The following is a 22773-nucleotide window of genomic DNA, read 5'->3' on the forward strand; positions in this document are numbered from 1 at the left end:
GTGGCTGTACCCCTTGTATAAGAGTTTGTTTTTAAACAAACTCTGTCTAAATAGTATCCTGATATTACAAAAAAGAACTAAGATGTTTCATCCTAGCTCCTTTTTAGCAATATCAACTTATTATATACATTCATCAATCGTTATTTTACTTCATTGGCAACAAAGAAATGCTCACATACACTTGAAATACGTTTTAAATCCACATTGCCACCTGAAATAACCGCTACTACTTTTTTACCCTGTACATATTTATCAACTTTGCCTGCAAGAAGAGCGGCTGTTGCTAATGCTCCCGCACCTTCTACGACAGCCTTTCCGCGTTGCAATAAGTCTTTCATCGCTACTTCTAATTCTTCTTCCGATACAGTGACAATTTCATCTACTAGGTTTTTTACAATTTCAAAGGTTAAATTTCCAGGTATTTTAACTGCACAACCATCCGCTATTGTTGGAGCTTTATAATGTGATACAATTTCTCCAGCATCATAAGAAGCTTTCATACCGTGTACGTTTTCAGCTTGAACTCCAATAATATTAATGGAGGGATTAAATGATTTCAGCGCTACAGCAATTCCTGAAATAATTCCTCCTCCACCAATAGGTACAATAACAGTATCAACATCCCACATATCATCCAGAATATCTAACCCAATTGTCCCTTGGCCAGCCATTACTTCTACATCATCATATGGATGTAGGTATGTTTCGCCTGTTTCTTTTATAATTTCTTCACATTTCGCTTTTGCATCATCAAATGTATCACCGTATAAAATAACTTCAGAACCATATCCTCTCGTCGCATCCACTTTAGCTTGCGGTGCAGAGGTTGGCATCACAATTTTGCTTTGAATTTTAAGTAAATGAGAAGATAATGCAACACCTTGTGCATGATTTCCAGCTGAACAAGCGATTACACCACGTTCTTTTTCTTCATTTGTTAGTTGGGAAATTTTATTAAATGCACCACGAAACTTGAATGAACCCGTTAACTGCATATTTTCTAACTTCAAATAAATTTCTCCACCGGTTTTACTGGTTAAATAGAAAGATTTAACCAAAGGCGTTTTTCTAGCATTTCCATCTAAAATTTTTTGTGCTTTTTTTATATTCCCAATGTTAAGTGGTAAAATCTCATTACTCATATTAACACTTCTTTCAATGGCTTATAATCTAATTCTAGTGTTGTACCTAAATTCTCATAAGTTATTGTCCCTTTGTAAATATTTACCCCCGTCGCTAAAGCCGGTTTATTTTGGATTGCATTCTCCAATCCATTTTTAGCTATTTCTAGTAAATACTCAATATTTCCATTTGCTAAGGCCATAGTTGAAGTACGTGGAGTAGCACCAGGCATATTTGGTACTGCATAATGGATTACATCATGCTTAATAAATATAGGATTATCATGAGTTGTATAATGATCGACTGTCTCTACCGTACCACCTTGATCTATTGCAATATCCACAATCACACTTCCTGGCTTCATAGATTGAACCATATACTCTTTAACAATTTTAGGAGGACGAGATCCTGGTATTAAAATTGTTGAAATAAATAAATCTGCTTCTTTAATCGTTCGCTCTAGATTTTCAGTATTAGATTCAATTATATTTACTTCTTCTGTTGCGTATTGCTTTCTTAAATATGCAATTCTTTCTTGATTAACCTCTAGGATTGTAACACTACATCCAATTCCAATTGCCATATCACAGGCATTAGTTGCAGCATTCCCTCCACCTAGGATTACAACTTTTCCGGCTGGGATTCCCTCAATACCTGATAATAAAATCCCTTCTCCTTGATGTTGTTTTTCTAAATAATATGCTCCCATAAATACAGCACGACGCCCAGCAATTGCACTCATTGGTTTTAATAATGTCAAAACACCATCTTCGCTAATTGTTTCTCCTGCAATTGCAGTAGTACCAGCATTTCTCAGTGCTTCGACACACTCTTTCGACGCAGCCAGATGTAAAAAACCCCAGATTATAAGATCTTTTTTAAAGTAACGATATTCTTCAGGTAATGGTTCTTTTACTTTAACTACCATATCGACTTCCCAAGCTTCTCCTTGTGCTACTAAATTTGCACCTGCGCCTGTATATTCATCATTTGTATATCCTGATCCAATACCTGCATCTTTTTCTACTAAGATTTGATGCCCTTCTTCAACTAACTTCCGAACATTTTCAGGGGTCATTCCTACACGTGCTTCTCCCTTTTTTATCTCTTTAACTACTCCAATTCTCACTTCTAACACATCCTTTTATAAGCAATATAATACCTAGGATTAAAAAAGTAATACATGAATTTACCAAACTTATTATGTCCATTCATGTTATTTTTATTGCCTAACTAGCTTTTAAGGTAGAAAACATCCAATATCAATTATTGTTATAAGGATATGTAAACATTTTTCGAAATCCCAGGTAATATTCCTCCTACCAAAAGTATGTGGAATTGATTCGGTAACTAAAGAGACGATGCGCTGAAAGTAACTATGTTCCCGGAAGGTTAACAAACACTACTTAAGAACGCCTAATCAAACGATTGTATCAAATAAAAGATACTGATTAATATCAATTATCATATGTTATTGATGAGAGGCGAATCGTTAAGAAATAGATTCCGAAAAATACTTCTATTACTACAAAAGCTTTTTAACCATTTAGTGTTATAGAAATACCAATAAGGAATGTATATACTGAAATTGTTGCGATAACAGCATTGCTACTTGTATTAATAACAGAAACTGTATTAGAATTCACATTGGCTAAATATATATGAACTAATTCAGTCAATGATGACCTAATAAACGTAGATGTAAATTAAGAAACCTCTTTAGAAAGAAAAACCTAATTAGGGACTGTTACTGTGCTTTTACAGCAAGGCTATTCAAGAAATTACTAATTGAAGAAGCTTGAAAAATACGTAGGCTAAAAGAGCTGATATTATAATACTTTTCAGTAATTATAAGTATTGATGGAAAGAATTTAGATTCTTTTGGCTGCCAAGATTCGTTATGCCATTCCTGACTGTGGAAGTATAATTCATACCTATTTATTTTATCTTGCATAACTTTTTTGCTGTAAACTGACTTCTGGACTTCAATGAAAAATGGAGATCTACGCCAAATTGTAAATGCATCAGGTTCCATGAATTCTTTACCGTACTTTGGCTCCACTTTAAACAGTTTAGGTTTTTCATAATAGTTAAGCTGTTTATACACATCTAATATGCCTAGAAAGTGGGGGATCTTTTGGCTAGTTTTGCGAAGTGTGCTGGATTGAGGGAAGTAAATGTATGGCTGTTGCGAGATATTGGCATTCACATGACCATCTCTTCTTAATCGCTTCATCACCGTATTACAGCATGTAACCGCGTTCTTTAATCCTTGAAAATGCAAATCAATAATGTCATCACGAGACATACATCTAAAACGCTTCAAATTGTTTAGTATGGCTTTGTCTCTATTCCTCATAATCTAACACCCCGAATAATTGATTTTCTTCTTGTGGTAGGTTTTGCAACTTTATATTCTCTTTCGGAACGCGATAAGGTTCAACTATCTTCTTGGCTTTACTTAATTCTAAATAAGGAGATTGTACTTTCTTTAATCCATTTAACTTTAATATCATTTGGCCAGATTGCTCCAAGCGTTCTGAACCAGGAGTACCCATAATATTACTATTAATTGTACTATCACATTTAAAGCCCATTCTAACCGTCATATTGAGCTTTAGCTTACCATCCAACACTTTTGCATCAGGTCGTTGCATACTTAGCATTAAAAAAACTCCAAGTGCCCTTCCGACTGCCGATATTTTTTCAACTATAGACATACATTCCTTTTCATCTTGCAACATAACCACTTCGTCGATAGCAAGTAAGATATATGGTTTCTGATTATCAGGATTTAATTTGTTGTATTCGTCAATATGATCTACTTCATACTCTTCCATCAATTTTCTACGTTCGCGTATTTCCTTCCACACTTTCTGCAGCATAATCTTCATTTCTATTTCTTCCATGCAAACCTCTTTTACGTGTTTCACCCTTCGCAAGAAATGAAATTCGGAATTCTTCAAATCGCCCAGGTACAAATGTAATTTATCAGGAGACATATATTGAATAAGTGTAGACAGTACAACGCGTACCATACTACTTTTCCCGCTCCCCGTCTCTCCTGCAATTAGAAGATGCGGCGTGTTTGAAGCAATCATGTCATACGTAATCATATTTCCAAATTGGTCACGCCCCACAATTACAGGAAGATGATGTTGTATAAGTAATGGCTGCCACTTCTTATAACTGTAATTGTATGCTTGTAGCCCAGCATCCGAATGAAACACATTAAGTACAAATCTTTTAATATCACCTTCAATTGCTACATTACGCCCTAATATTTGTTGAAAGCAAAACCACTTCTTTTCAATGGTTTTCGGATCTAATCCGTTTGGAATGGTAAATATGTATCGAACCTTTTCTTTTGAGGAAGAAATATCATGTATCTTCGGGTAAATGGGTACTTTCCCACCTCGTGTTTGATGATCTACATATAAACCTGCCTTTACAAACACCTCTATAAGTCGATTCTTCAAAGTTTGTTTATGAAGCCAATCCTTTAAAATCCCCATGTAATTTCCTCCTTAAAACATCACCACAATTTGAATGAATACATAACCAATGAAACAAACTCCACCTATCCTTATACCATGATATATTCCCTCGCTTACAAGTTTCGCTGCTGCAACATAATCGTTTTTTACAAGATGCTTTTCTAACAGCGCCCCTCCAATTGTCGTTACTCCTAAAGCTCCTAAAGAGATAAATGTAGTTAACATATAAATTTCCCCTTTATAAACAGAATTTTGAATGTCGATGATACATGGACTTACAAACTTAGAAGTTTGGTAGAGGTATCTTGATAGCTACTTTGGTAGCAACCTTGATACATCTTATTGTGAATAGCTTGTACAATATGCAAATTTTTCTGTGCAATTGCGTATAGTTTTTTGCATTTCGGACAAGGATGATTAAAAAAGATTATGGAGGAGATTAACGTGTGGGGTAGAGGTATTGGGAGACATAGAACAAAGCTAGCTAAATTTTTAGCTAGCTACAATTACTCAATTCAGGATTTTTCTAAAGCTAGTAAGGTAAACAGAAATACATTAGGTCAACTGTGTAATGACAAGGATTATGTGCCATCACCAAATACAATGCAGAAAATAATGAAGATAGTTAGAAAACATGATTCTCGAAAACAAGTAACTGACTTTTGGCATATATAAAGAGAATAATCTCTTTATATATTATTCTTTATGCAAGCTTGATATTGATTTTTATAGGGAAACTGTAGCGATTCCTTATAGGTATTCCCTTACTGCCCTCTCTTTCTCCAATAAATCTTAATTTATTTTTGGTAGTGGCAGATTGTTTTCTTTTATTAAATCATAAATAAATTTTTCTAGTACACTTTCAGCTGCTTCTCGCATTTGATTTGATGTTGAATCATTAAACACCTTTTCTATCTCTCTAAGTAGCTGTTTTAAAGAATGATTGTCCTTGCTATTTTCAAGGAATTCCTCACCTAATCCTTGAACAAAAGTACTAATAACAATTACCTTTTCCAATTTAGTTAGTTCCATCTCTATGCCTCCTAATCAGCTTATCATTCTCATCAAACATGACATCACCTCTAATTAATAAAGAGTTACCAAAAGTCTTGGTGTTATGACAAGATATGCATAGATATTTTCGAGTCTCATGATTTAAGGGTTATATATATCCTGTGACCTAATCTTAATGATATGCTCAGGAACTTTCCTAAATCGTATATTTTTCATAATAGACAAGTAAAAGTCTATAAAAGTATTCTTTTAAATTCAAATCACATGTTTATTAGAGTCTATAAATCCACAATAGAGGTAAAAAATGAATTTATAGCTTCGTATTTTTTGGACAAATTTACCGGCTGAATTAACAGAAACTTTGTGTTACTCTGAACTTGTTGAATATCCCAATACATTCAACAATGCTCAAAATTGCATATTTACTATGCAACCATCCACCCAGGTACCTTAGTTAATACTTCTCCCTAATTGTCGTTATTGCTAAGGTATCTTTTTAGATGCCCTGTGTACAGTTTTTTTCTCTCAGTGATAAAGCTATTTCCCACTTGATATAATCAATTTTTTCAGTACATTTTCTTAACAAAATTTAGATTTGGTATTTTTACTACCATTTACTTTATATACAGTTTTTAAGTTTTCCCCTTACAATTTTGAAATCTTCTGCTAAAATCTAAACATATTTTTGAGACCACTAAACGAATATATAAAAATTAAGTAAAAGACTTTTATATCATTTTAAATGGTTGCCATAAAGATAAGGCAAATATCCAAGTAGGATCTCCATTTCCTTGATAGCTTTGAACCGCTTCATAAAATTTCCCTTGATACTCTACTTTATCGCTCTTTGTATATGCCTTCTTTGGATCCCATTTTTCATAAGATACATTTTGATCTTTTGTTTTAATTGGAAGAATATCACTTTGAATCGATGTATTTCCAGTTGCATCTACAGCCCTCACTGCATATTTATATTCCTTATTAGCTGTTAAGTTTTGATCAGTAAACGTCGTTCCTTGTACCGTTTGAATCAATTGTCCATCACGTAACACTTGATATTCTTTTACACCCACATTGTCTGTAGAAGGATTCCATTTTAGCTCTACACTGTCTGATGCAACATTGCTTGCATATAATCCTTGTGGCTGTGTTGGAGCTTCTGTGTCCGGTTTCGGATTAACAATTTGATTTACTTTCTTCAGGCCATCCTTTGTAACTTCATATATTACTTTTTTATCAAAGCTTTCGCGTTTATTATTATCCAGATTTGTTAATGTCGCCCTCTCTCCACCTTCTAGGTGTGTAAGTTCAATAAAATTGCCTACTTTTACTGGGACTGTTTTTGATTCAGCATTTTGTTGGGTATTCCCATAAATCTCTTTGTTATATACCACTTTACCTGATGTATCCTGTACTTTAATACTTGCATACGTACTATCAAAATAATTGTGTGGTGTACCTGCTATTAAACTAACTTGCAATTCTTCTGTTGATTTATTTAAATCAAGTTTTGCAAATTCAAAATCTCCTATACCCTTCATCGACCATGCAAACCGATCCCCTTCTAAAATGTTTGGAGATTCATTTTTGATTTTCACCTTTTTTTCAACAGTTTGATCAAATATATCTGTTAATACAATTTTTGCATAAGTATTTGTTGGTAATGATATAGATTGACTGATTCCATTTTGGTAAGATTTAATATCATTAATTACGTTAATCGGTTGGCCCGTCATATTTTCATTATTATAAATTTCAATTTTCCCCTTAAATTGAGGTGTACTACTATCTTTTAATTGCCAAGTTATATTTAATTTTTCATTTTCATAATACATAGACTTTACATCATAATCTAGTTTTCCTATTTCAGGTTGGCTAGGTTGATTTAACGTAAATGTTTTTCCTGTTCCAATAGTTGATCGAGAGTCTCCCCCAGCCTTAAACCAAAGATATTCTGAAGTAGCTCCCCCATCCCAATTATTATTCAATGGCTCTTGCCCCTCTATTGATTGAGTATTCCAAGATGTCCATTTTTTATCTGAGATATTTCTTCCATATCCATTTTTTACACGTGCCTCTCTTACATCTTGTCCATTACCAAGCCAGTCTTCTTGAAACAGCGTTTGTCCATAGTTAAATGTAACGTTAGGAACTGGAAAGTCCATAATCCCAATAAGCTTCCATTGGTTTTTTGAAACATCTTTTAACCACTGTCCAAATTTTGTGTGTCCATTCTCTTGCCAAGAACGCATTGTCATGCGATACCAATTATAATTCTTCCAATCATATGTCGTCTGAATTTTAAGACCTGTTCCTTCTCCACCAAAATTACTTGCAACTGATGTAGGGGATACATATTCTGCTTTTATTGCTTCCTTAGAAGAAATAGGATCCCAAACTGCAAAGTGCAAAGTACGCTTTCCATTTTCATCAAAACCGCTTTGTTGTTGGAATCCAGCATACCCACCAGCTTCTCCCCCCTGGTTCCAGTTATGTACAGCCCAATATGTATAAGGTGCTGTTTGAACAGGAGACCAGTCTATGCTAATAATATCTGAAGAAACACTATTTTTAGGTGTAACATAAACTCCTGGAGCAGACGCCGCCTCTATGATAGAAATTGATGATCCAAACATCGAAAACACCGTACTAGCTGCTGTAATTGCTAGGATTTTTTTGACGCCATTTTTTGTTCTTTGATTGAACATAATTTTCCCTCTCCTCTTTCGTTATTAATAACTATTTAAAATAATATCTATATATATACAATTGAACAAATTTCCCATGAATGTAGTACTATTTTAATAAAATGGAGATATTTGATGTTATTTTCACTGTTATTCAATAAGCATTTATAGTATTTCGTTATAAATTTAAGTTATATATCGCTGAATTTATCCTATTAACAATAGAAAAATTCATAAAAATAAAAATATTTCAGAACTTTTCAAGCACTTATTAATTAAAAACCCCCATTTTTCTACAAATGAGGGCGTAATGCGTTGAAAATCTTATAGTTTACTTTCTACATCTTACTTGTCTAAAAAATATTGAATTCATTTTTAAGTATTTGATGATATTGTTTCTCTGTTATATCTTTTTTAATTTTCTTTCCATGCCGGGTTTCTGTAAAACTTTGCTTAGTAAGTGCAATATGCCCGTGTTCAATTAATTTGCAAATAATATTCCCCTTATTTACTGGCGATTCTGGATGCTCTATAACCATGTTTTGTATAGCATTCACTTTCTTTTCATTAATTGCATTTAAATAAAAAGCATAACCGATAGACCAGGTATCACTAAGGTCCGAATCAAAAAAATGCGAAGTTTCTCCATTTTTTCCTTTTTTCATTTCAAACACATGGGTTCCTTTCTCCGTATTTTGTTTACGAACACGATATTCACCCGTTACAGAAGTTATACTGGCACCATTAAAAGGTACAGGATATAAAGGAAGATAGGATGCGAAACCAGCATCTATTATATAGTTTTGATTTTGGTGTTGTAAAACGATAAGTGCGTGGCCATCATCAGGGTTCCACTTTCTTGTTTTTGGATCAAAAAGAGTTCCAGCTATTCGATACACATTAAATCCACAATCACACAAAAAATAATATAATAAAGAATTAATTTCATAGCATAATCCGCCACGATTCTTTAAAAGCAGCTTTTCTTCAATATTTTCTCTAGAAAATTCTTTCGTATTTCCTTCCATGATGTCTATGTTTTCATAAGGTAATAAGTGCCCCATCTGCAAAAGAATTCTATGTAAATCTTCAAATTTCACATTTTCTCTTGGGGGAATTTTTAATTTTGAGAAAAAATTTTTTTGTAATTCAGTTAACATTATATATCTCCTCCATTTACAGAATTCATATATATACCTATATATTACGACTATTAATTATACGTGGCGTACAGCTTGATTAATACATTTTAGAAGAGTGTGTAGCACTAAATATTAGCGTACATTGAGGATCAAGTGCTCAAAAATCCCTTAATATTTATTCAAATGTATGTTTTTAATATTTTGGTATCTGTACTAATCCCCCAAAGATGAGTTGATAAGAATTTTAAATGTAATGTCTAAAAGTGTACTTTATGATAAATCGAAAAATAGAGAATCTTAGATGCAGCTATTTTTCAGATAAACAACTATATAGTCTTTAATCCTTCTATTTATACATATAATACTCTTTATATCGTTCAAACCTCGATTTTTTTGTTTTTGCTGGTATTATGGGTGATCTTAATGTTTTAGAGGGTGCTGCTTGCTTTGGCATTTCTAATACTCCACGTTTCTTCAGCTCTCTATACAAACTACTCACTTTGCACCCTACTATTTTCGCAATATCTGGATATTCAGTCCCTTGATTAAATAATTGAACTGCTTGTTTACATCTTTCATCCCATTTTTCTTCTGTCGTTCGATTTTTAACTGATTTTTTGTCTAGCTTGATACACTTTCTTTCTAGATTCCCCTGCTTGGCATTATACTCTTCTGTATCTCCTTGACGATTACAATGCTCCTCCCTCTGTAATCGTATCATTTGTGCTTTTTTCGCAACTTCTTTCATGTTTCATTCACCCCATTTTGTTTGATAAATTTTCACATCCTACTGCGTTATCTGCAATTCATACTAGTATTTCAGATAATTCTTTTAAGAAAGCCATTAATACTTCTATTCCTTATCCCTTCTATCACAACTTTTAATTAATTATTTAGAATCCAAATTAAATTAGCTGTTTACTCAAACTACTTACGTAACATCCAAATTGGCATACATTTTTTATATGTAAATATCCATTCCTTCTTGATGGCAAATGAAACAAAAATTTCTTTAAATCTTTATTAGTGATAAGTTTTAAAGAATAGTCCATCTTGGTTATAGTTTTACATAATTGTAAACTATAGTAAATTGATATTATTAATATTGAATATTCTTAATATTAATTCTATTTATACACCTCAACAAACAAAACATTAATATTAATTTCTACCAGTTTTTGTAAACATACTAAATTATCGCCTTTTTATGGATTTACACACCTTAAATTTATATATTGTATTTTTATATTATTAATACCTTTTTGTATTTAATATTTCTTTTACGAATACAGGTAATCTATCAAATATAGTGAATCTGAATAAGGGATATGAAGTTTATACATCTTCTTTAATTTCTATAATTACTAATTCAGAAAATATATAAGTAACCAACTATTTATCAATGTGTATAACAATTGCCCTCGACTCTTCAAGTAACCCATCAAAATTAATTTGTCTTTCACTAATTCCCTTTAGGCGTTCACCTACTTTTTCAAAAAGCATCTTTATCTTGAATAAATCCTTTTTACGTTCAAATAAATATTTTGTTCAAACTTGTGCGTGCACTAAAAAATACAAGTGATTTTATCAGAGGCACCTTGAATTTCTTGCACACCTAGTGGAAAGAATCCGTTTTTTACTAACGGGTTCTTTTCATTATTCGTCATACTACAACTAGATTGTTACATTTTTTTACAGCTCACCCTTACTTGAATAAATATTCCGTTCTTATAGATCCGTAAATCCTCTTTTCTTTAATGTTTTTTCGTTATTTGAGTCTATTCATGTAAATGCATTATTTATTTTTCCCGTATTCAATCGCCTTTGAACCTGTTGGTATAAGGTTTCTCTAGAAGTATAGTCTAGGATACATAGGATTTTTGTGTACGAAAGAAAGTATCGTAATTTCAACCAAAAACCATTTATTTACCTATGTTAAGTTTCTAAATTTGTATTGATAATTCTTGGCTTTAGAAGTATCCTATACATATTCAAACATTTGAAGATGTATAGGATACTTCTGAAATGTTAAATGTAAATAAATACTAGAGGTGTTTTAATGGGAACTGAAATGCAACAATTTAAAGCAGATTTCTTTAAAGCTTTAGCGCATCCTTTACGAATAGGGATTTTGGAAGTTCTATCAGAAGGTGAAAAAAGTGTAAATGAAATTCAAAGCATTCTTAAAAAAGAAGGTTCTGCAGTTTCTCAACAATTAAGTGTATTACGAGCGAAAAATATTGTTGTTGGCACTAAAGATGGAAAACGAGTATTATACTCCCTTCGAGATCCTATGATTATGAATTTATTGGTGGTTGCGCGGAAAATTTTTAACAATCATTTAATTGATACAATTTCTATGTTAGAAGAGCTAGATGAAGCAGAAAGCGAAATGGTAAAGGAGAAATAAATTGAGAAATGAGGCTAAAAGAGAAGATATCATCCAACATGGAATTGAGATATTTCACTCTATAGGAGCTCATCACGTTTGTAATGTTTGCATTAAAAGTGGATATTCTTGTTGCTTTTCATGTCAACATTTACAAGATGGTATTGGATGTCAAAAAAGGAATACAGCTTGTACAGCATGGTTATGCGGCATTCAGAACTTTTTGTTTGATCAAATAGGATTATTAGAAGAATGGAATAGTTTTTGGTCTGATATTCCAGGACAGATGTTTCGTAGAGATATTACCCCAGATAAAGTAAAAGTCACATCGTTTATTGATACGAAAAAGCTAGATAGTCGGGCTGGAGAACTTCTAGCGGAAAAATTACAATTCCATGTACAACAAGGTGGAGATATAGGGAAATTAGAACGCCATTTAAGCAAAACTTATAGTAAGTATTAGGATGTCGTTCTCTTTTATAAAAATTAAATTCTCCTGTATAAGCGAATGCGAAACCTATTTGTAATCCGGGTTTATTAAAAATAGAAAAGAAGGGTTTGTAATGAGAGGTTTATTTACGGGAAGGTTTAAAGGATATTCATTAGGGCATTTTCAAAAAGATCTTCTTTCAGGACTGATTGTTGGAGTTGTTGCGATTCCTCTTGCTATGTCTTTTGCTATAGCTTCTGGTGTAAAACCAGAGTATGGAATATATACAACATGTATTGCAGGAATACTTATTTCTCTATTTGGTGGTTCAAGGTATCAAATTGGAGGTCCTACAGGTGCTTTTGTTCCAATACTTTTAGGAATTGTCATTACTTATGGGTATGAAGATTTACTACTTGCTGGTTTACTTGCTGGAATTATCTTATGCCTTATGGGAATTTTTAAATTAGGTTCGCTGATTAAGTTCATCCCACGTCCTGTAACAATTGGTTTTACGTCAGGTATTGCTGTTATTATATTCACTGGACAAATTCCTAGTTTTTTAGGTTTAACAGGCATAAAAAAACATGAGGCTTTTATAGCAAACTTGAAAGAAATATTTACTCATATCGGTACCACTAATTTTTATAATGTAGTAACTGCTTTGATTTGCTTTTTCGTTATACTCATAACACCAAAAATTTTGCCAAAAGTACCGGGTTCATTAGTAGGTGTTTTGATTTCGACTATAATTGCAACTATATTTTTCTCAGGTCATGTACCTACTATTGGTACAGCATATGGTACGATTCCAAATACACTACCTCAGTTTGATATACCAGAGGTCACAATAGAGCGTATCCAACATTTAATTGGCCCTGCGTTTGTTATTGCTATGTTGGGTGGTATTGAGTCCCTTTTATCTGCTGTCGTCGCAGATGGGATGACAAATAGTAAACATAACAGTAATAAAGAACTTATTGGTCAAGGAATTGCTAATATTGTTACCCCATTATTTGGAGGAATTCCGGCGACTGGAGCAATTGCTCGAACAGCAACGAATATTAAAAGTGGCGCTGTTTCACCCATGTCCGGTGTGATTCACGGAGTATTTGTGTTATTTACGCTTCTACTGCTAGCTCCATACGCCTCCCACATCCCACTTGCTAGTATGGCTCCTATTTTAATGGTTGTAGCGTGGAATATGAGTGAGCAACAGCATTTTGTTCATATACTTAAAATGAAGACCGGAGATTCTCTTGTATTACTAGTAACATTTTCCCTTACTGTATTTACAAGTTTGACAACGGCTGTGGAAATCGGTCTTATTTTAGCTATTATTTTGTTTACAAAACGTATGAGTAATATGCTTGTGATGTCAAAAGTGCTTCCTGATCATACAACAAAGAATGAAAAATTATTACCGCATGTGGTAAATAATGCTCATGATTGCCCTCAAATTAGTATTTACACAATAGAAGGTCCATTATTTTTTGGAGCTGCGCAAACATTTGAACAAAACATTTTAGCGACAATTCATTATAGACCCAAAATTCTAATCTTACGTATGGGCAAGGTTCCTTTTATTGACACAACAGGCGAAGTCTACTTTAGGAATATTGTCCAACATTTTAAAAAACAAGGTGGCGTACTTCTCATTTCAGGGGCTCAATCAGAGTTGAAAACAACTCTAATTAAGAATGGATTATATGCTGAGATTGGAAAAGAGAACTTTTTTGATCATACAGGAGAAGCAATTAACTGTGCTTTAAGACATTTGAATAAAGCGAAATGTGTAGGATGTAAACATTTTGCTTTTCATGAATGTGCCCAGCTCTCCCAACAATGCCAGGATATTAATACAATAAAAAATAAATCAAAAGCATTAGAATTTTAAAAAATATATTTCCTATACAAAGTTTACTTGTTTTGATTTACTCTTTTAAATATTTTGCTAAAAAGCAGAAAAGGAGAATGTTTAATTTGGCGAATGCGAAGAAGATTTTTATAAAGTTTCAACAAGAAGGATTTTCATACATTCAAAAAATGATCATTACACAGCAAGAAGAGAATATATTCCTTACATTTCAATGCAAAAAAAATTGTACAATTAGTACCCTCTCAATAGATGATAAAAAGAATTACGAAAAAGCTATATCGTTTTTTTCTCATGCTTCTGGTGGTGTAATTATATGGGGAATAGATTCAAATAAAAATAATAATGGTGTTCACATAGCTAAAAAAATTCACCCTATCTCTAATGGAAAAGAATTTTTTAGTAATCTAAATGATTTATTATTTAAAAATCCCAACAATACAAACCAGGATGTTAAAAATATATATATTCCTTTGCCTAAAGAAGTAAACCGTGGATTTGTAATCACCTATGTCCCCAGGAAAGACTATCTATTAAAACTTAATGACTACTATACAAAAACCAGGGATAACTTTGCAATGATGATGGGACAGATTCTATTAAATGATATGTTAGAAAATAGAAAATTATTAAGTGAATCACTATAAATCATGCATATAAAGAAACCCTCTTGCTTTTACAAGAGGGTCTCGCTTTACATTATTTTATTTCGGTATAAAGATAAATAAAAAACTGTCATTTGAATAAAGAAAACACTAAATACAATGTATAAGGGATATCCTGGAATATACATATTAAAAATAGGAGAAAGCACTAAAAATCCAATTGCGATGATTAACACATACCATACTGAAACAAATGCTGTACGACAAGCTCTTTCAGTAATTAACTTTTCACGTTCGTCTTCTAGGGGAAACAATAGTGGATACATCAGATATGAAAGGGCATTATATTTCTTCCGCTGTATTTTATAAAAAATTGTTATTACAATACCTATAACTAATAAGAATAAGACTGGTGTAATATTTAATGATACTTCAAAGGCTGCTTTCTTAGCTTCAATAATATTGGCAAGTTCTATAATGCCGTAATAAAGTTCTATGAATACCCAACATGCTAATGCCATAATAAGTACATTAATCACATAAGAAATCATCAATCTATTCATCCTCTTCTTCCTCCTTATTTAATACAAACACTTCTTCCATCTTCAAATCAAACACATCACAAATTGACAATGCTAGTAATAATGAAGGGACGTAATCCCCTTTTTCAATTGTTGCGATCGTTTGCCTCGTCACTCCAACTTTTTCAGCTAATACACTTTGTGTGAAATTAAAACGAGCTCTAATTTCCTTTACTTTGTTAAAAATAGTCAAGTTCACCACCTCTTACCCTCAATGTATACCATAATTAACAAAATGTAAAGTTAACTTAACATTCATTCCGCTAAAAATCCAATTTTATAAAAAACGGTACCACCACATATTCATTAATTTAAAAATTGTATAGTGGTCCTAAAACAAAACGCTGATTGCGTGCTCTAAGGCTGAATTATTTGATATAGCAGTAAACTTCAAATACTCCTCACCTTCCAATAGAATCAATTAATAACGTGGAAAAATCAAGTGAACTCTTGCTGTTCGAGTCGTTTAGGCACCCGAAGCTCACAAGAAAAAGAAGAAACCATATTTAAGTCTTAGGAAAGAGATAAACATTAGAAAAACTGTCATTAAAAATTTAAATAAACTCTCTAAAAAGTTTTACAATCAAAGCAGAGAGACTTTGAAACAGGAGGCGCCAATTTATGAATCGGATTGAACGTGAAGAGAAAACAATTAGCATTATGATTGATATATATTGTAAAAACGAACATAAACAAAATACTCTATGTGAAGAATGTCAAAAATTAAAAGATTATGCTTATTTTCGTTTATCAAAATGTCCATTTCAAGAAAAGAAACCAGCATGTCAAAATTGCAAAATTCATTGTTATAAACCAGATATGAAAGGTTTAGTTAAGGAAGTTATGAAAAAGAGCGGACCGAAAATGATTTTAAAACATCCATATTTCACGCTCATGCATGCTGTTGACACAATGAAGAAGTTTCCTGACTTACCAAAAAGAAAAAATTGTAAAAAGAAAAAGTGGTTTGTCTAACAAACTTGTTTTTTTATTCCTTTTCGACTAAAGAATTCTATATAAGTTTTAGACAATCTTCTTTTTCAAAATGCATTCATTTTATGTGCCAGAGAACAAGGATTTGTAGACTATATTTAATCAAATCTTTTTTCAAAGCTACAAAGTCAAATAGAGCCTATCTATCACTACATCAAAGTAACATTTGCATCCTTTATTTTGACCATTTAATCTAATTAGATTAATATATTGATATAAATATTTTAAATTTTATAGGAGGTCATATCTTGGCAAAAAAGAAACGTTCTTCAAAAACACAAAATGTTCAAAGCTGTAACCAATGGAATTCAAACATTTCTTCTGTATCAACTGAAAATACTAACTCAAAAGAAAGCAATATGATTCTTACCTCATTTAATCAAGCTGCTATTATAGTGCTAGTATTTACAGCTTTAGCCTACGCTTATGCTGCTTTATTTAAATATGGATACCATAGTTATTATGATTTAACTGATTATTCTTTATTAAAAATAGATACAAGTGATTTAACTCGATATTTTTTGGAAATATTTCCTTGGTTAGCAACTACTTTAACTATTTATATTTTTGCAAGATATGTTTTCCTTATACCAGAATTACTGTTAAAGCGGAAAGGAGTTAAAAGTAAAATAATTCTATCATTGATGATTTTATTCTTTATCAGTCCTCTAATAGGGTGGGTCTTTATAATAGATATATATAGTAACTGGTACATATCAATCTGGTGTATTATTTATGTATTTACATTGGCATATTATTATCTTCCTCCCATTGTACAAAAATATATACAGGTGATTTTATCACCATTTAAACCATTTAAAACAATTGCAATTATAGTTTTTATTTTGGTGTTAGGGTTCATTTCTTTTAGATTAGGTGCAGAATCTGCTGAAAGACAAAGGAAATATTTAATCTTCAATCAAAACAATCAAGACCAAATTGTAATTAGCAGTAGTGGTAATTACTTAATAACCGCTCCTTTCAATAAGGATAAAGGAACAATGGAACCAACATTCTATGTTATGTCTATAAAAAATCAAATAATCTTAAAAACAAAAAAACTATCTAAAGCTCTAAAAGTTGCCCCAGTATATGAGAATATTAATACGTCAAAAACACCCTAATGCAAATAAGGTCTTTTTCATATATTTCTTACTACAAATATGAACGATATTATGCTTTTTGCAGTTTTAAATTTAATCAAATCTATTGTAATTACACAGATTAAAATATCTATTCGATTTCAAAAATAGCTTAGGGAATGTATACAAAAAGATCACTTGTCTTGGAAACAAGTGATCTTTTCATTAGATAAATTGCTACTTGCCAACAGCAGGTAGTTGTTATCCTATTCATATGTTCAATAGATATTATATCACATTTTTTAGTTATATAGACGGATTTATTTCTAATGAAATGAGACCTAAAATATTTCAAAAGGTACCATTAATTATTTAGCACTTTAAAAATGAAATTTTGAACCTTTCGAAGCACTAAATTAGCTAGATTTTAACATACATCAAAAGGTGTACCTTTTGATGTGAATATAAAAAGGAACCCGTTATGGATTCCTTTTTGTTTGTAAATTTTTTATAATACAGCTTACTTTCTTAAAAAGTACTTTTCAACGTATTTAAAATTTGAAACTAATTCCTGAAATTGACTTGAAGACCGCAATTTTTCTTTTATCAATAAAGAAAAAGCCATTTTATTCAAATCTTTGTTTGCTTCAGGATAATTACTTGCTATGTGGCCTTCTACATTTTTTTTAAATTCATTAAATTTTAGATTACTTCTCAGTTCCTTTAATTGAAGTTCTTCTAATGGGGTATAACCTGTTGTTATCTGTCTTGTATAATATTCATTGATACAATCATAAAGAAGATCATCATCTAAAAAATCTTCAATTTCAGATTCTTGGAAGTTATGTTTTTTGGGGATTATTATTAAATCACCGCTAAATTTAATTTTATTATCAATTTGTTTTTTAGTATTCAATCCCGATTTATCATTATCTAAAAATAAGCATAAAGGTAATTCTATCTTGTCTTTTAATATTGACATAAAAGCTTCTATCTTCGCTGATCCTTCAGCGGAAATAAAATTATACATAGATGTATCGAGTTTTAGTAATCCTTCACTTACTAAAATTTCTATCATTGTAGGAAACAGAAACTGTTCTGTTCGCCCTTCTACCACAATATTATACTCTCCAAGAAGTAAACCATCTGATATAGTTGTCCCCAGAATTTCTCTTAAAGATTTCCAATTTTCATTTTTATGTTCTTTTAAATGATAATCCGTTCTTCCTAAATGATCTCTTTTAACTAAAAATATACTTTCATCATGTGCTTTATCTATAAAAACTACAGAGTGGGTAGTAATTAAAACCTGGTGTTTCTTTGAGAGTTCCTTTAAGAATCCAAATAACTTCTTTTGAGATCCGATATGTAAACTAGTTTCTGGTTCATCAATAGCCACTATAAAACCATTGGGGCTATCATCATTTAATCCAATACTAAGTAATAAAGAAATTAACGCTGCCATTTGTGTACCAGAACTTTTGTTTTCTAATATATCATCATCATTAAATTCATCAATTAATCTAATTTGTGGATCATCTAAATTTCTATAATCAAAATAGAGCTTATAAGTTGAATCAAATATTTCACTCATAAATTGGTTGGCATTCGTTAAAAGCCTCGAATATAATTGATTTTCAAAGGAAATCATTCCAACAAGTGATTGTATTGTTTGTTTAAAGTCATTTGTTCTAGAAAGATATATGAATTTAGGGACATGCTCTTTAAGAGTGTTTGCTAAATTAGTACTTTGCGCATATACATTTTTGTCAAGGCCTTTTTTGTCTTTATTTGGTTGGAAGTGGGCATATAACATTCCTAAATTTGAAATATCAAAATCAATTCCTATAACAGGGTAATCATATTCATTAACCTTTTGATGATTAAGAAATCTTGAAACTTCATTATCATCTATATAACTCCTATTAAAGAAAGCATTTAATGCTTCTAAAATATTACTTTTCCCAACATTATTTGTGCCTATAAAAACATTTAGTCCATTTTTGAAACAATTAAACTTAAAATCTACTGTGGTTTTATAATTTAATATTTCAATCTCTTGTATCCTCATGATTTCTATCTACCTCATTTTTTATATTCTATAAATAATCGTACCATATTTTAACTTACTATTTTCCAATCTATAAATATTTTTTGGTAAAATGTACATATTTCAATTGTTTTTATTTATAATTTATTTATTAGCATTTTTACATACAAGGGGGTTAGGATGTGGCTCAAGTTGAAACTATAGATACAGTATCAAAACTTTTATTAGAACCTGCATCTAGGGCTGCAACAACTGAAATAGCAAAGTATCTATTCTGTAATTTAGATACGAAGATTAAGAAGGTTTTTAATAAGAGAAAGATAAGTGCAGATTCATATGAAGAATTAGCCGAAAAATTTAGTAATTATTTAGAGAAGAGCTATTTTGAATATAGTTCCATCCCTACTCTGGCTTTAAAAGATAAACGTGTATCTTTAGAGAATATATACGAACCTTTAACTCTAAAAGAAGCTGGGGTAAACGATTTAGCGAACCAAGCAGAGTATACGCTGTTAAATTATGATGATAGCTTTTTTGAAAATCATCCTAAACTAATAATTTTTGATAATGCGGGAATGGGAAAATCTACTTTTCTAAAATTCTTATTTTTATCAGCTATGCAACAAAGAATTCAACTACCTATATTCATCGAATTACGACATTTAAAAAATGATAACTCTGTTCTTGATGAAATATATAAAAAGATTAACTATTTATCAGATGAATTCAATAAAGAAAACATTCTAGAGCTAATTAAGGATGGAGATTTTCTATTTTTTTTAGACGGATATGATGAAATTTCCCGTTCAGATAGGGAAAAAGTATCAGCAGATTTAAAACAATTTCTAATTCACGCTAACAAGAACCGATTTATTATTACATCTAGACCGGATGCCGGGTTAAATCTTGCTACTTTTGAAAAATACAAAATTAGAAATCTAAAATTAGATGAGGCATTTTCGATAATAAGAAAATATGATAATATAACCGGATATCGTCTACAAAAAGAATTAATAGAAACCATTAAAAACTCTGAGCAACATTTTAACAGCTTCTTGAAAAATCCAATGTTTGTTTCACTGCTCTATGTTACTTACAAAAATAAAAGAGAGTTACCTCTTACTCAAGCTTCTTTCTATCGTACTGTCTATGATGCTTTGTATTCAGATCATGATTTAACAAAAGATGATGAATTTAAAAGGGACAGAGGCAGTGACCTTTCCAGAGATGAACTAGAGTTTTTCTTTCAAAAATTTGCTTATTATTGCTTTGTAAAGGATATAAGTAACTTTGAGATTGATCCCTTACAAAATATTATTAGAGAAGTTCTAAAAGATAATTATTTTTCAAATAAGAATCAAGCTCACGACATATTTGTTGATATAACTCAGCATGTACCTTTATTAACAAAAGATGGTGTTGATTATAAATAGATTCACAAATCGTTTTTAGAATATTTTACTGCTAAATATATATCAACTCATATTAAGAAAACAAACTTTCTTCAGTCGCTAATGAAGAAAAACTTATTAGATTATGAGAACATGCTTAAAATATATGTCGATATAGATAGAAGCACTTTTGACTCTGTCTTGGTGGAACCTCTATTGAATTCATTTCTAAAACATGTTGAAAAAGAACCACCAACAGGACATATACTACAATTGCGAGAGAAAACCTTTTTAAAACAATATATAATGACACAAGTTAAGAAAGACATGGTTGATGAAATGTTAAGCTTGATAGACGGGGATAAAAGAGATTTGTCGGGTAAATTATATAGAATTACAAGCGAAAAATGTCAAGCGAAATATAACATATTCCTAAAATCTATGTCTATAAGACCTGTTCGATCTAGTAATGGTGAGTTAGAAAACCAAAACCTAATAGGATCAGCTCCATATAAAAATCCAATGGCGTCATATGAAAATCCAGTGGATAACAATGAGATCCTTGTCGGTATTTTAAAGGAAAAAAATTATCCTTTTATAAAAATAGAATCTAAGGAAAACATAGAAAAAGCTCGAACCTCAATACCTAGATTATCTTTTTTTAATCACCTTGATGTTAAAGAGGATAACATTATGTTAATTAACAAAAATACTTTCTTTAAAGATTCTGATATAAATTTAAGTGAGCTTTATCTTGCTACAATATCACTAATGCACTCACAAATTAGCCTAAGTTATGGTAAGGTTAAAGACTATCTAGTTCAAATGAGAAAACAGGATGAAGATTTCTTAGATTTATGGGATTAATTTCAAAATCAAATAACCTTATATATAAAGAAACCTAAATGTGTTTAATTAAAATATTTTATAAAATAAAATGCTTATCAGAGAAGAAAAGAAGGTATTTTGATTAATCTTTTTTTCAAAACAGCTTCATTTTATGTACCAAAGAATGAATTTATGAACTATCTTTAATCAACCTTTGTTTCAAAGCTACAATTTTAATTAGTTCATATTTAACTAAAAAACAAAAAGAACTTGTCGGAATGACTACAAGTTCTTTTTTTGATAATGTAAAAAAAGTTAAAACAAACTATCTCATAATCTGAATCGGAGCAAACACTATAACCACGGGTTAATTTTATTATATACCCAATCTTAGCATATGCAATTTTTATATTTGAAAATTATGTGAATTAAGAAAATAAGATATTGCAAGGGTTGTAAATTCCTAAAAATAACAATTGTTCATTTCGTACAAAAAATTTTAAATCAATATCTATATCATAATAAATTATAAAAAATATAGATATAAGTAAATAGAGAAGAATGGTGCATTCTTACAGAAATATATATATTTATATTTAAGATTAATTAACTATAAGAAAATCAATTTCACGTTATAACTAACTATAATTCTTGAATATATGTAAATGGAATTGTCTTATTTTTTTGTTTATGTGATAAAGAAATTAGGCATAGGCATATTATACAAACGTTTGTTTTAAATATTTTAACTATGAATCAATGTATGGGGCGTTACAGTATTCAACTGTTGCTTAATTAATTTCTCATTTATTATATAAATTTTATATAGCAAAGAAAAAGAGCATCCGCTATGGATGCTTCCTCTAAAAATTTCTTGATACAAGTTCGTCTTAAGGCTCTTTCTTCATGAGAAGTATTTAATTTTTAAACTTTTTCTAATATTGGAAACCACTATTTGTAATCCAATCCATATTTTATTGATACCATTATAGTTACAGGTATGCTAAGATTCATTTGAAACATTGCTTTTGGGAATACAATTGCCATTATAATCGCAATTTATTTTCAACAAACTGATTGGGTTTT

General features: G+C 31.0%; 22 protein-coding genes. 9 read left to right on the plus strand and 13 right to left on the minus strand.

The genetic code is table 11. The features are described 5' to 3' along the window. Positions 1-140: 140 nt before the first annotated feature. The 6 genes from tdcB to HMPREF1014_RS23725 form a co-directional block, all read right to left on the minus strand. On the minus strand, positions 141-1142 hold the full coding sequence (gene tdcB / locus HMPREF1014_RS23705) for a bifunctional threonine ammonia-lyase/L-serine ammonia-lyase TdcB (protein ID WP_000064086.1): 1002 nt from the start codon (positions 1140-1142) through the stop codon (positions 141-143). Then, entirely contained in the window at positions 1139-2251 is a 1113-nt protein-coding gene (ald, locus tag HMPREF1014_RS23710; protein ID WP_001219755.1) for an alanine dehydrogenase, read from the minus strand. The genes tdcB and ald overlap by 4 nt, the downstream gene beginning before the upstream one ends. Positions 2252-2660: 409 nt before the next feature. Continuing rightward, positions 2661-2801: a hypothetical protein gene (locus HMPREF1014_RS30745; RefSeq protein WP_157466033.1), complete on the minus strand. Its 141-nt coding sequence runs from the start codon at positions 2799-2801 to the stop codon at positions 2661-2663. Positions 2802-2869: 68 nt separating this feature from the next. After that, entirely contained in the window at positions 2870-3481 is a 612-nt protein-coding gene (locus tag HMPREF1014_RS23715; RefSeq protein WP_001245890.1) for a replication-relaxation family protein, read from the minus strand. Further along, on the minus strand, positions 3471-4637 hold the full coding sequence (locus HMPREF1014_RS23720) for an FtsK/SpoIIIE domain-containing protein (RefSeq protein WP_000511837.1): 1167 nt from the start codon (positions 4635-4637) through the stop codon (positions 3471-3473). The genes HMPREF1014_RS23715 and HMPREF1014_RS23720 overlap by 11 nt, the downstream gene beginning before the upstream one ends. Positions 4638-4649: 12 nt before the next feature. Continuing rightward, positions 4650-4844 carry a hypothetical protein gene (locus tag HMPREF1014_RS23725; protein WP_000958231.1) on the minus strand — a complete coding sequence of 65 codons (195 nt, stop codon included), beginning with the start codon at positions 4842-4844 and terminating at the stop codon, positions 4650-4652. A 204-nt stretch (positions 4845-5048) separates the two neighbouring features. On the opposite strand from HMPREF1014_RS23725, the gene HMPREF1014_RS32515 reads away from it, so the two are divergent. After that, a complete protein-coding gene (locus tag HMPREF1014_RS32515; RefSeq protein ID WP_043308935.1) occupies positions 5049-5294 on the plus strand; it encodes a helix-turn-helix domain-containing protein in 246 nt (81 codons plus the stop codon). Between the two features lie 117 nt (positions 5295-5411). Here the strand turns inward: HMPREF1014_RS32515 and HMPREF1014_RS23735 are convergent, their stop codons facing one another. The 4 genes from HMPREF1014_RS23735 to HMPREF1014_RS23750 all read right to left on the minus strand — a co-directional run bounded on the left by HMPREF1014_RS23735 (position 5412) and on the right by HMPREF1014_RS23750 (position 10210). Further along, a complete protein-coding gene (locus HMPREF1014_RS23735; protein WP_000424047.1) occupies positions 5412-5651 on the minus strand; it encodes a hypothetical protein in 240 nt (79 codons plus the stop codon). Between the two features lie 710 nt (positions 5652-6361). Then, positions 6362-8341 (minus strand): DUF3472 domain-containing protein, encoded by a 1980-nt coding sequence (locus HMPREF1014_RS23740; RefSeq protein ID WP_000483136.1) that lies wholly within the window; start codon positions 8339-8341, stop codon positions 6362-6364. 332 nt (positions 8342-8673) lie between these two features. Then, entirely contained in the window at positions 8674-9480 is an 807-nt protein-coding gene (locus tag HMPREF1014_RS23745; RefSeq protein WP_000954714.1) for an arylamine N-acetyltransferase family protein, read from the minus strand. 328 nt (positions 9481-9808) lie between these two features. Continuing rightward, a complete protein-coding gene (locus HMPREF1014_RS23750) occupies positions 9809-10210 on the minus strand; it encodes a hypothetical protein (protein WP_000665642.1) in 402 nt (133 codons plus the stop codon). A gap of 1311 nt (positions 10211-11521) precedes the next feature. On the opposite strand from HMPREF1014_RS23750, the gene HMPREF1014_RS23755 reads away from it, so the two are divergent. The 4 genes from HMPREF1014_RS23755 to HMPREF1014_RS23770 all read left to right on the plus strand — a co-directional run bounded on the left by HMPREF1014_RS23755 (position 11522) and on the right by HMPREF1014_RS23770 (position 14804). Then, the gene (locus HMPREF1014_RS23755) at positions 11522-11872 is read left to right on the plus strand and encodes an ArsR/SmtB family transcription factor (RefSeq protein ID WP_000536396.1); all 351 of its coding nucleotides are present in this window, start codon (positions 11522-11524) and stop codon (positions 11870-11872) included. A 1-nt stretch (position 11873) separates the two neighbouring features. After that, positions 11874-12314: a hypothetical protein gene (locus tag HMPREF1014_RS23760; protein WP_001243315.1), complete on the plus strand. Its 441-nt coding sequence runs from the start codon at positions 11874-11876 to the stop codon at positions 12312-12314. Between the two features lie 100 nt (positions 12315-12414). Further along, positions 12415-14178, plus strand: coding sequence for a SulP family inorganic anion transporter (locus tag HMPREF1014_RS23765; RefSeq protein WP_001214626.1), 1764 nt, complete (start codon positions 12415-12417; stop codon positions 14176-14178). A gap of 86 nt (positions 14179-14264) precedes the next feature. Beyond that, on the plus strand, positions 14265-14804 hold the full coding sequence (locus tag HMPREF1014_RS23770; RefSeq protein ID WP_001262250.1) for a hypothetical protein: 540 nt from the start codon (positions 14265-14267) through the stop codon (positions 14802-14804). Positions 14805-14851: 47 nt separating this feature from the next. On the opposite strand, the gene HMPREF1014_RS23775 is transcribed toward HMPREF1014_RS23770, so the two are convergent. Together HMPREF1014_RS23775 and HMPREF1014_RS23780 are read right to left on the minus strand one after the other, a co-directional pair. Further along, a complete protein-coding gene (locus tag HMPREF1014_RS23775) occupies positions 14852-15325 on the minus strand; it encodes a hypothetical protein (RefSeq protein ID WP_001080995.1) in 474 nt (157 codons plus the stop codon). Next, positions 15318-15536: a helix-turn-helix transcriptional regulator gene (locus HMPREF1014_RS23780; RefSeq protein ID WP_000151823.1), complete on the minus strand. Its 219-nt coding sequence runs from the start codon at positions 15534-15536 to the stop codon at positions 15318-15320. The genes HMPREF1014_RS23775 and HMPREF1014_RS23780 overlap by 8 nt, the downstream gene beginning before the upstream one ends. Positions 15537-15964: 428 nt before the next feature. Here HMPREF1014_RS23780 and HMPREF1014_RS23785 point away from each other — a divergent pair, with 428 nt between their 5' ends. Continuing rightward, on the plus strand, positions 15965-16318 hold the full coding sequence (locus tag HMPREF1014_RS23785; RefSeq protein WP_001079531.1) for a nitrous oxide-stimulated promoter family protein: 354 nt from the start codon (positions 15965-15967) through the stop codon (positions 16316-16318). Positions 16319-16584: 266 nt separating this feature from the next. Then, on the plus strand, positions 16585-17460 hold the full coding sequence (locus HMPREF1014_RS23790) for a hypothetical protein (protein ID WP_001085167.1): 876 nt from the start codon (positions 16585-16587) through the stop codon (positions 17458-17460). Between the two features lie 478 nt (positions 17461-17938). Here HMPREF1014_RS23790 and HMPREF1014_RS23795 read toward each other — a convergent pair whose 3' ends face one another. After that, entirely contained in the window at positions 17939-19489 is a 1551-nt protein-coding gene (locus HMPREF1014_RS23795) for an ATP-dependent nuclease (RefSeq protein ID WP_001222537.1), read from the minus strand. A gap of 161 nt (positions 19490-19650) precedes the next feature. Here HMPREF1014_RS23795 and HMPREF1014_RS23800 point away from each other — a divergent pair, with 161 nt between their 5' ends. Then, entirely contained in the window at positions 19651-20901 is a 1251-nt protein-coding gene (locus tag HMPREF1014_RS23800) for an NACHT domain-containing protein (RefSeq protein WP_000079575.1), read from the plus strand. A gap of 81 nt (positions 20902-20982) precedes the next feature. After that, complete coding sequence (locus HMPREF1014_RS29285) at positions 20983-21726, plus strand: hypothetical protein (RefSeq protein ID WP_009327532.1); 744 nt, start codon at positions 20983-20985, stop codon at positions 21724-21726. Positions 21727-22773 lie beyond the last annotated feature (1047 nt).

Source organism: Bacillus sp. 7_6_55CFAA_CT2, assembly GCF_000238655.1.
Taxonomy (GTDB): Bacteria; Bacillota; Bacilli; order Bacillales; family Bacillaceae_G; genus Bacillus_A; species Bacillus_A cereus.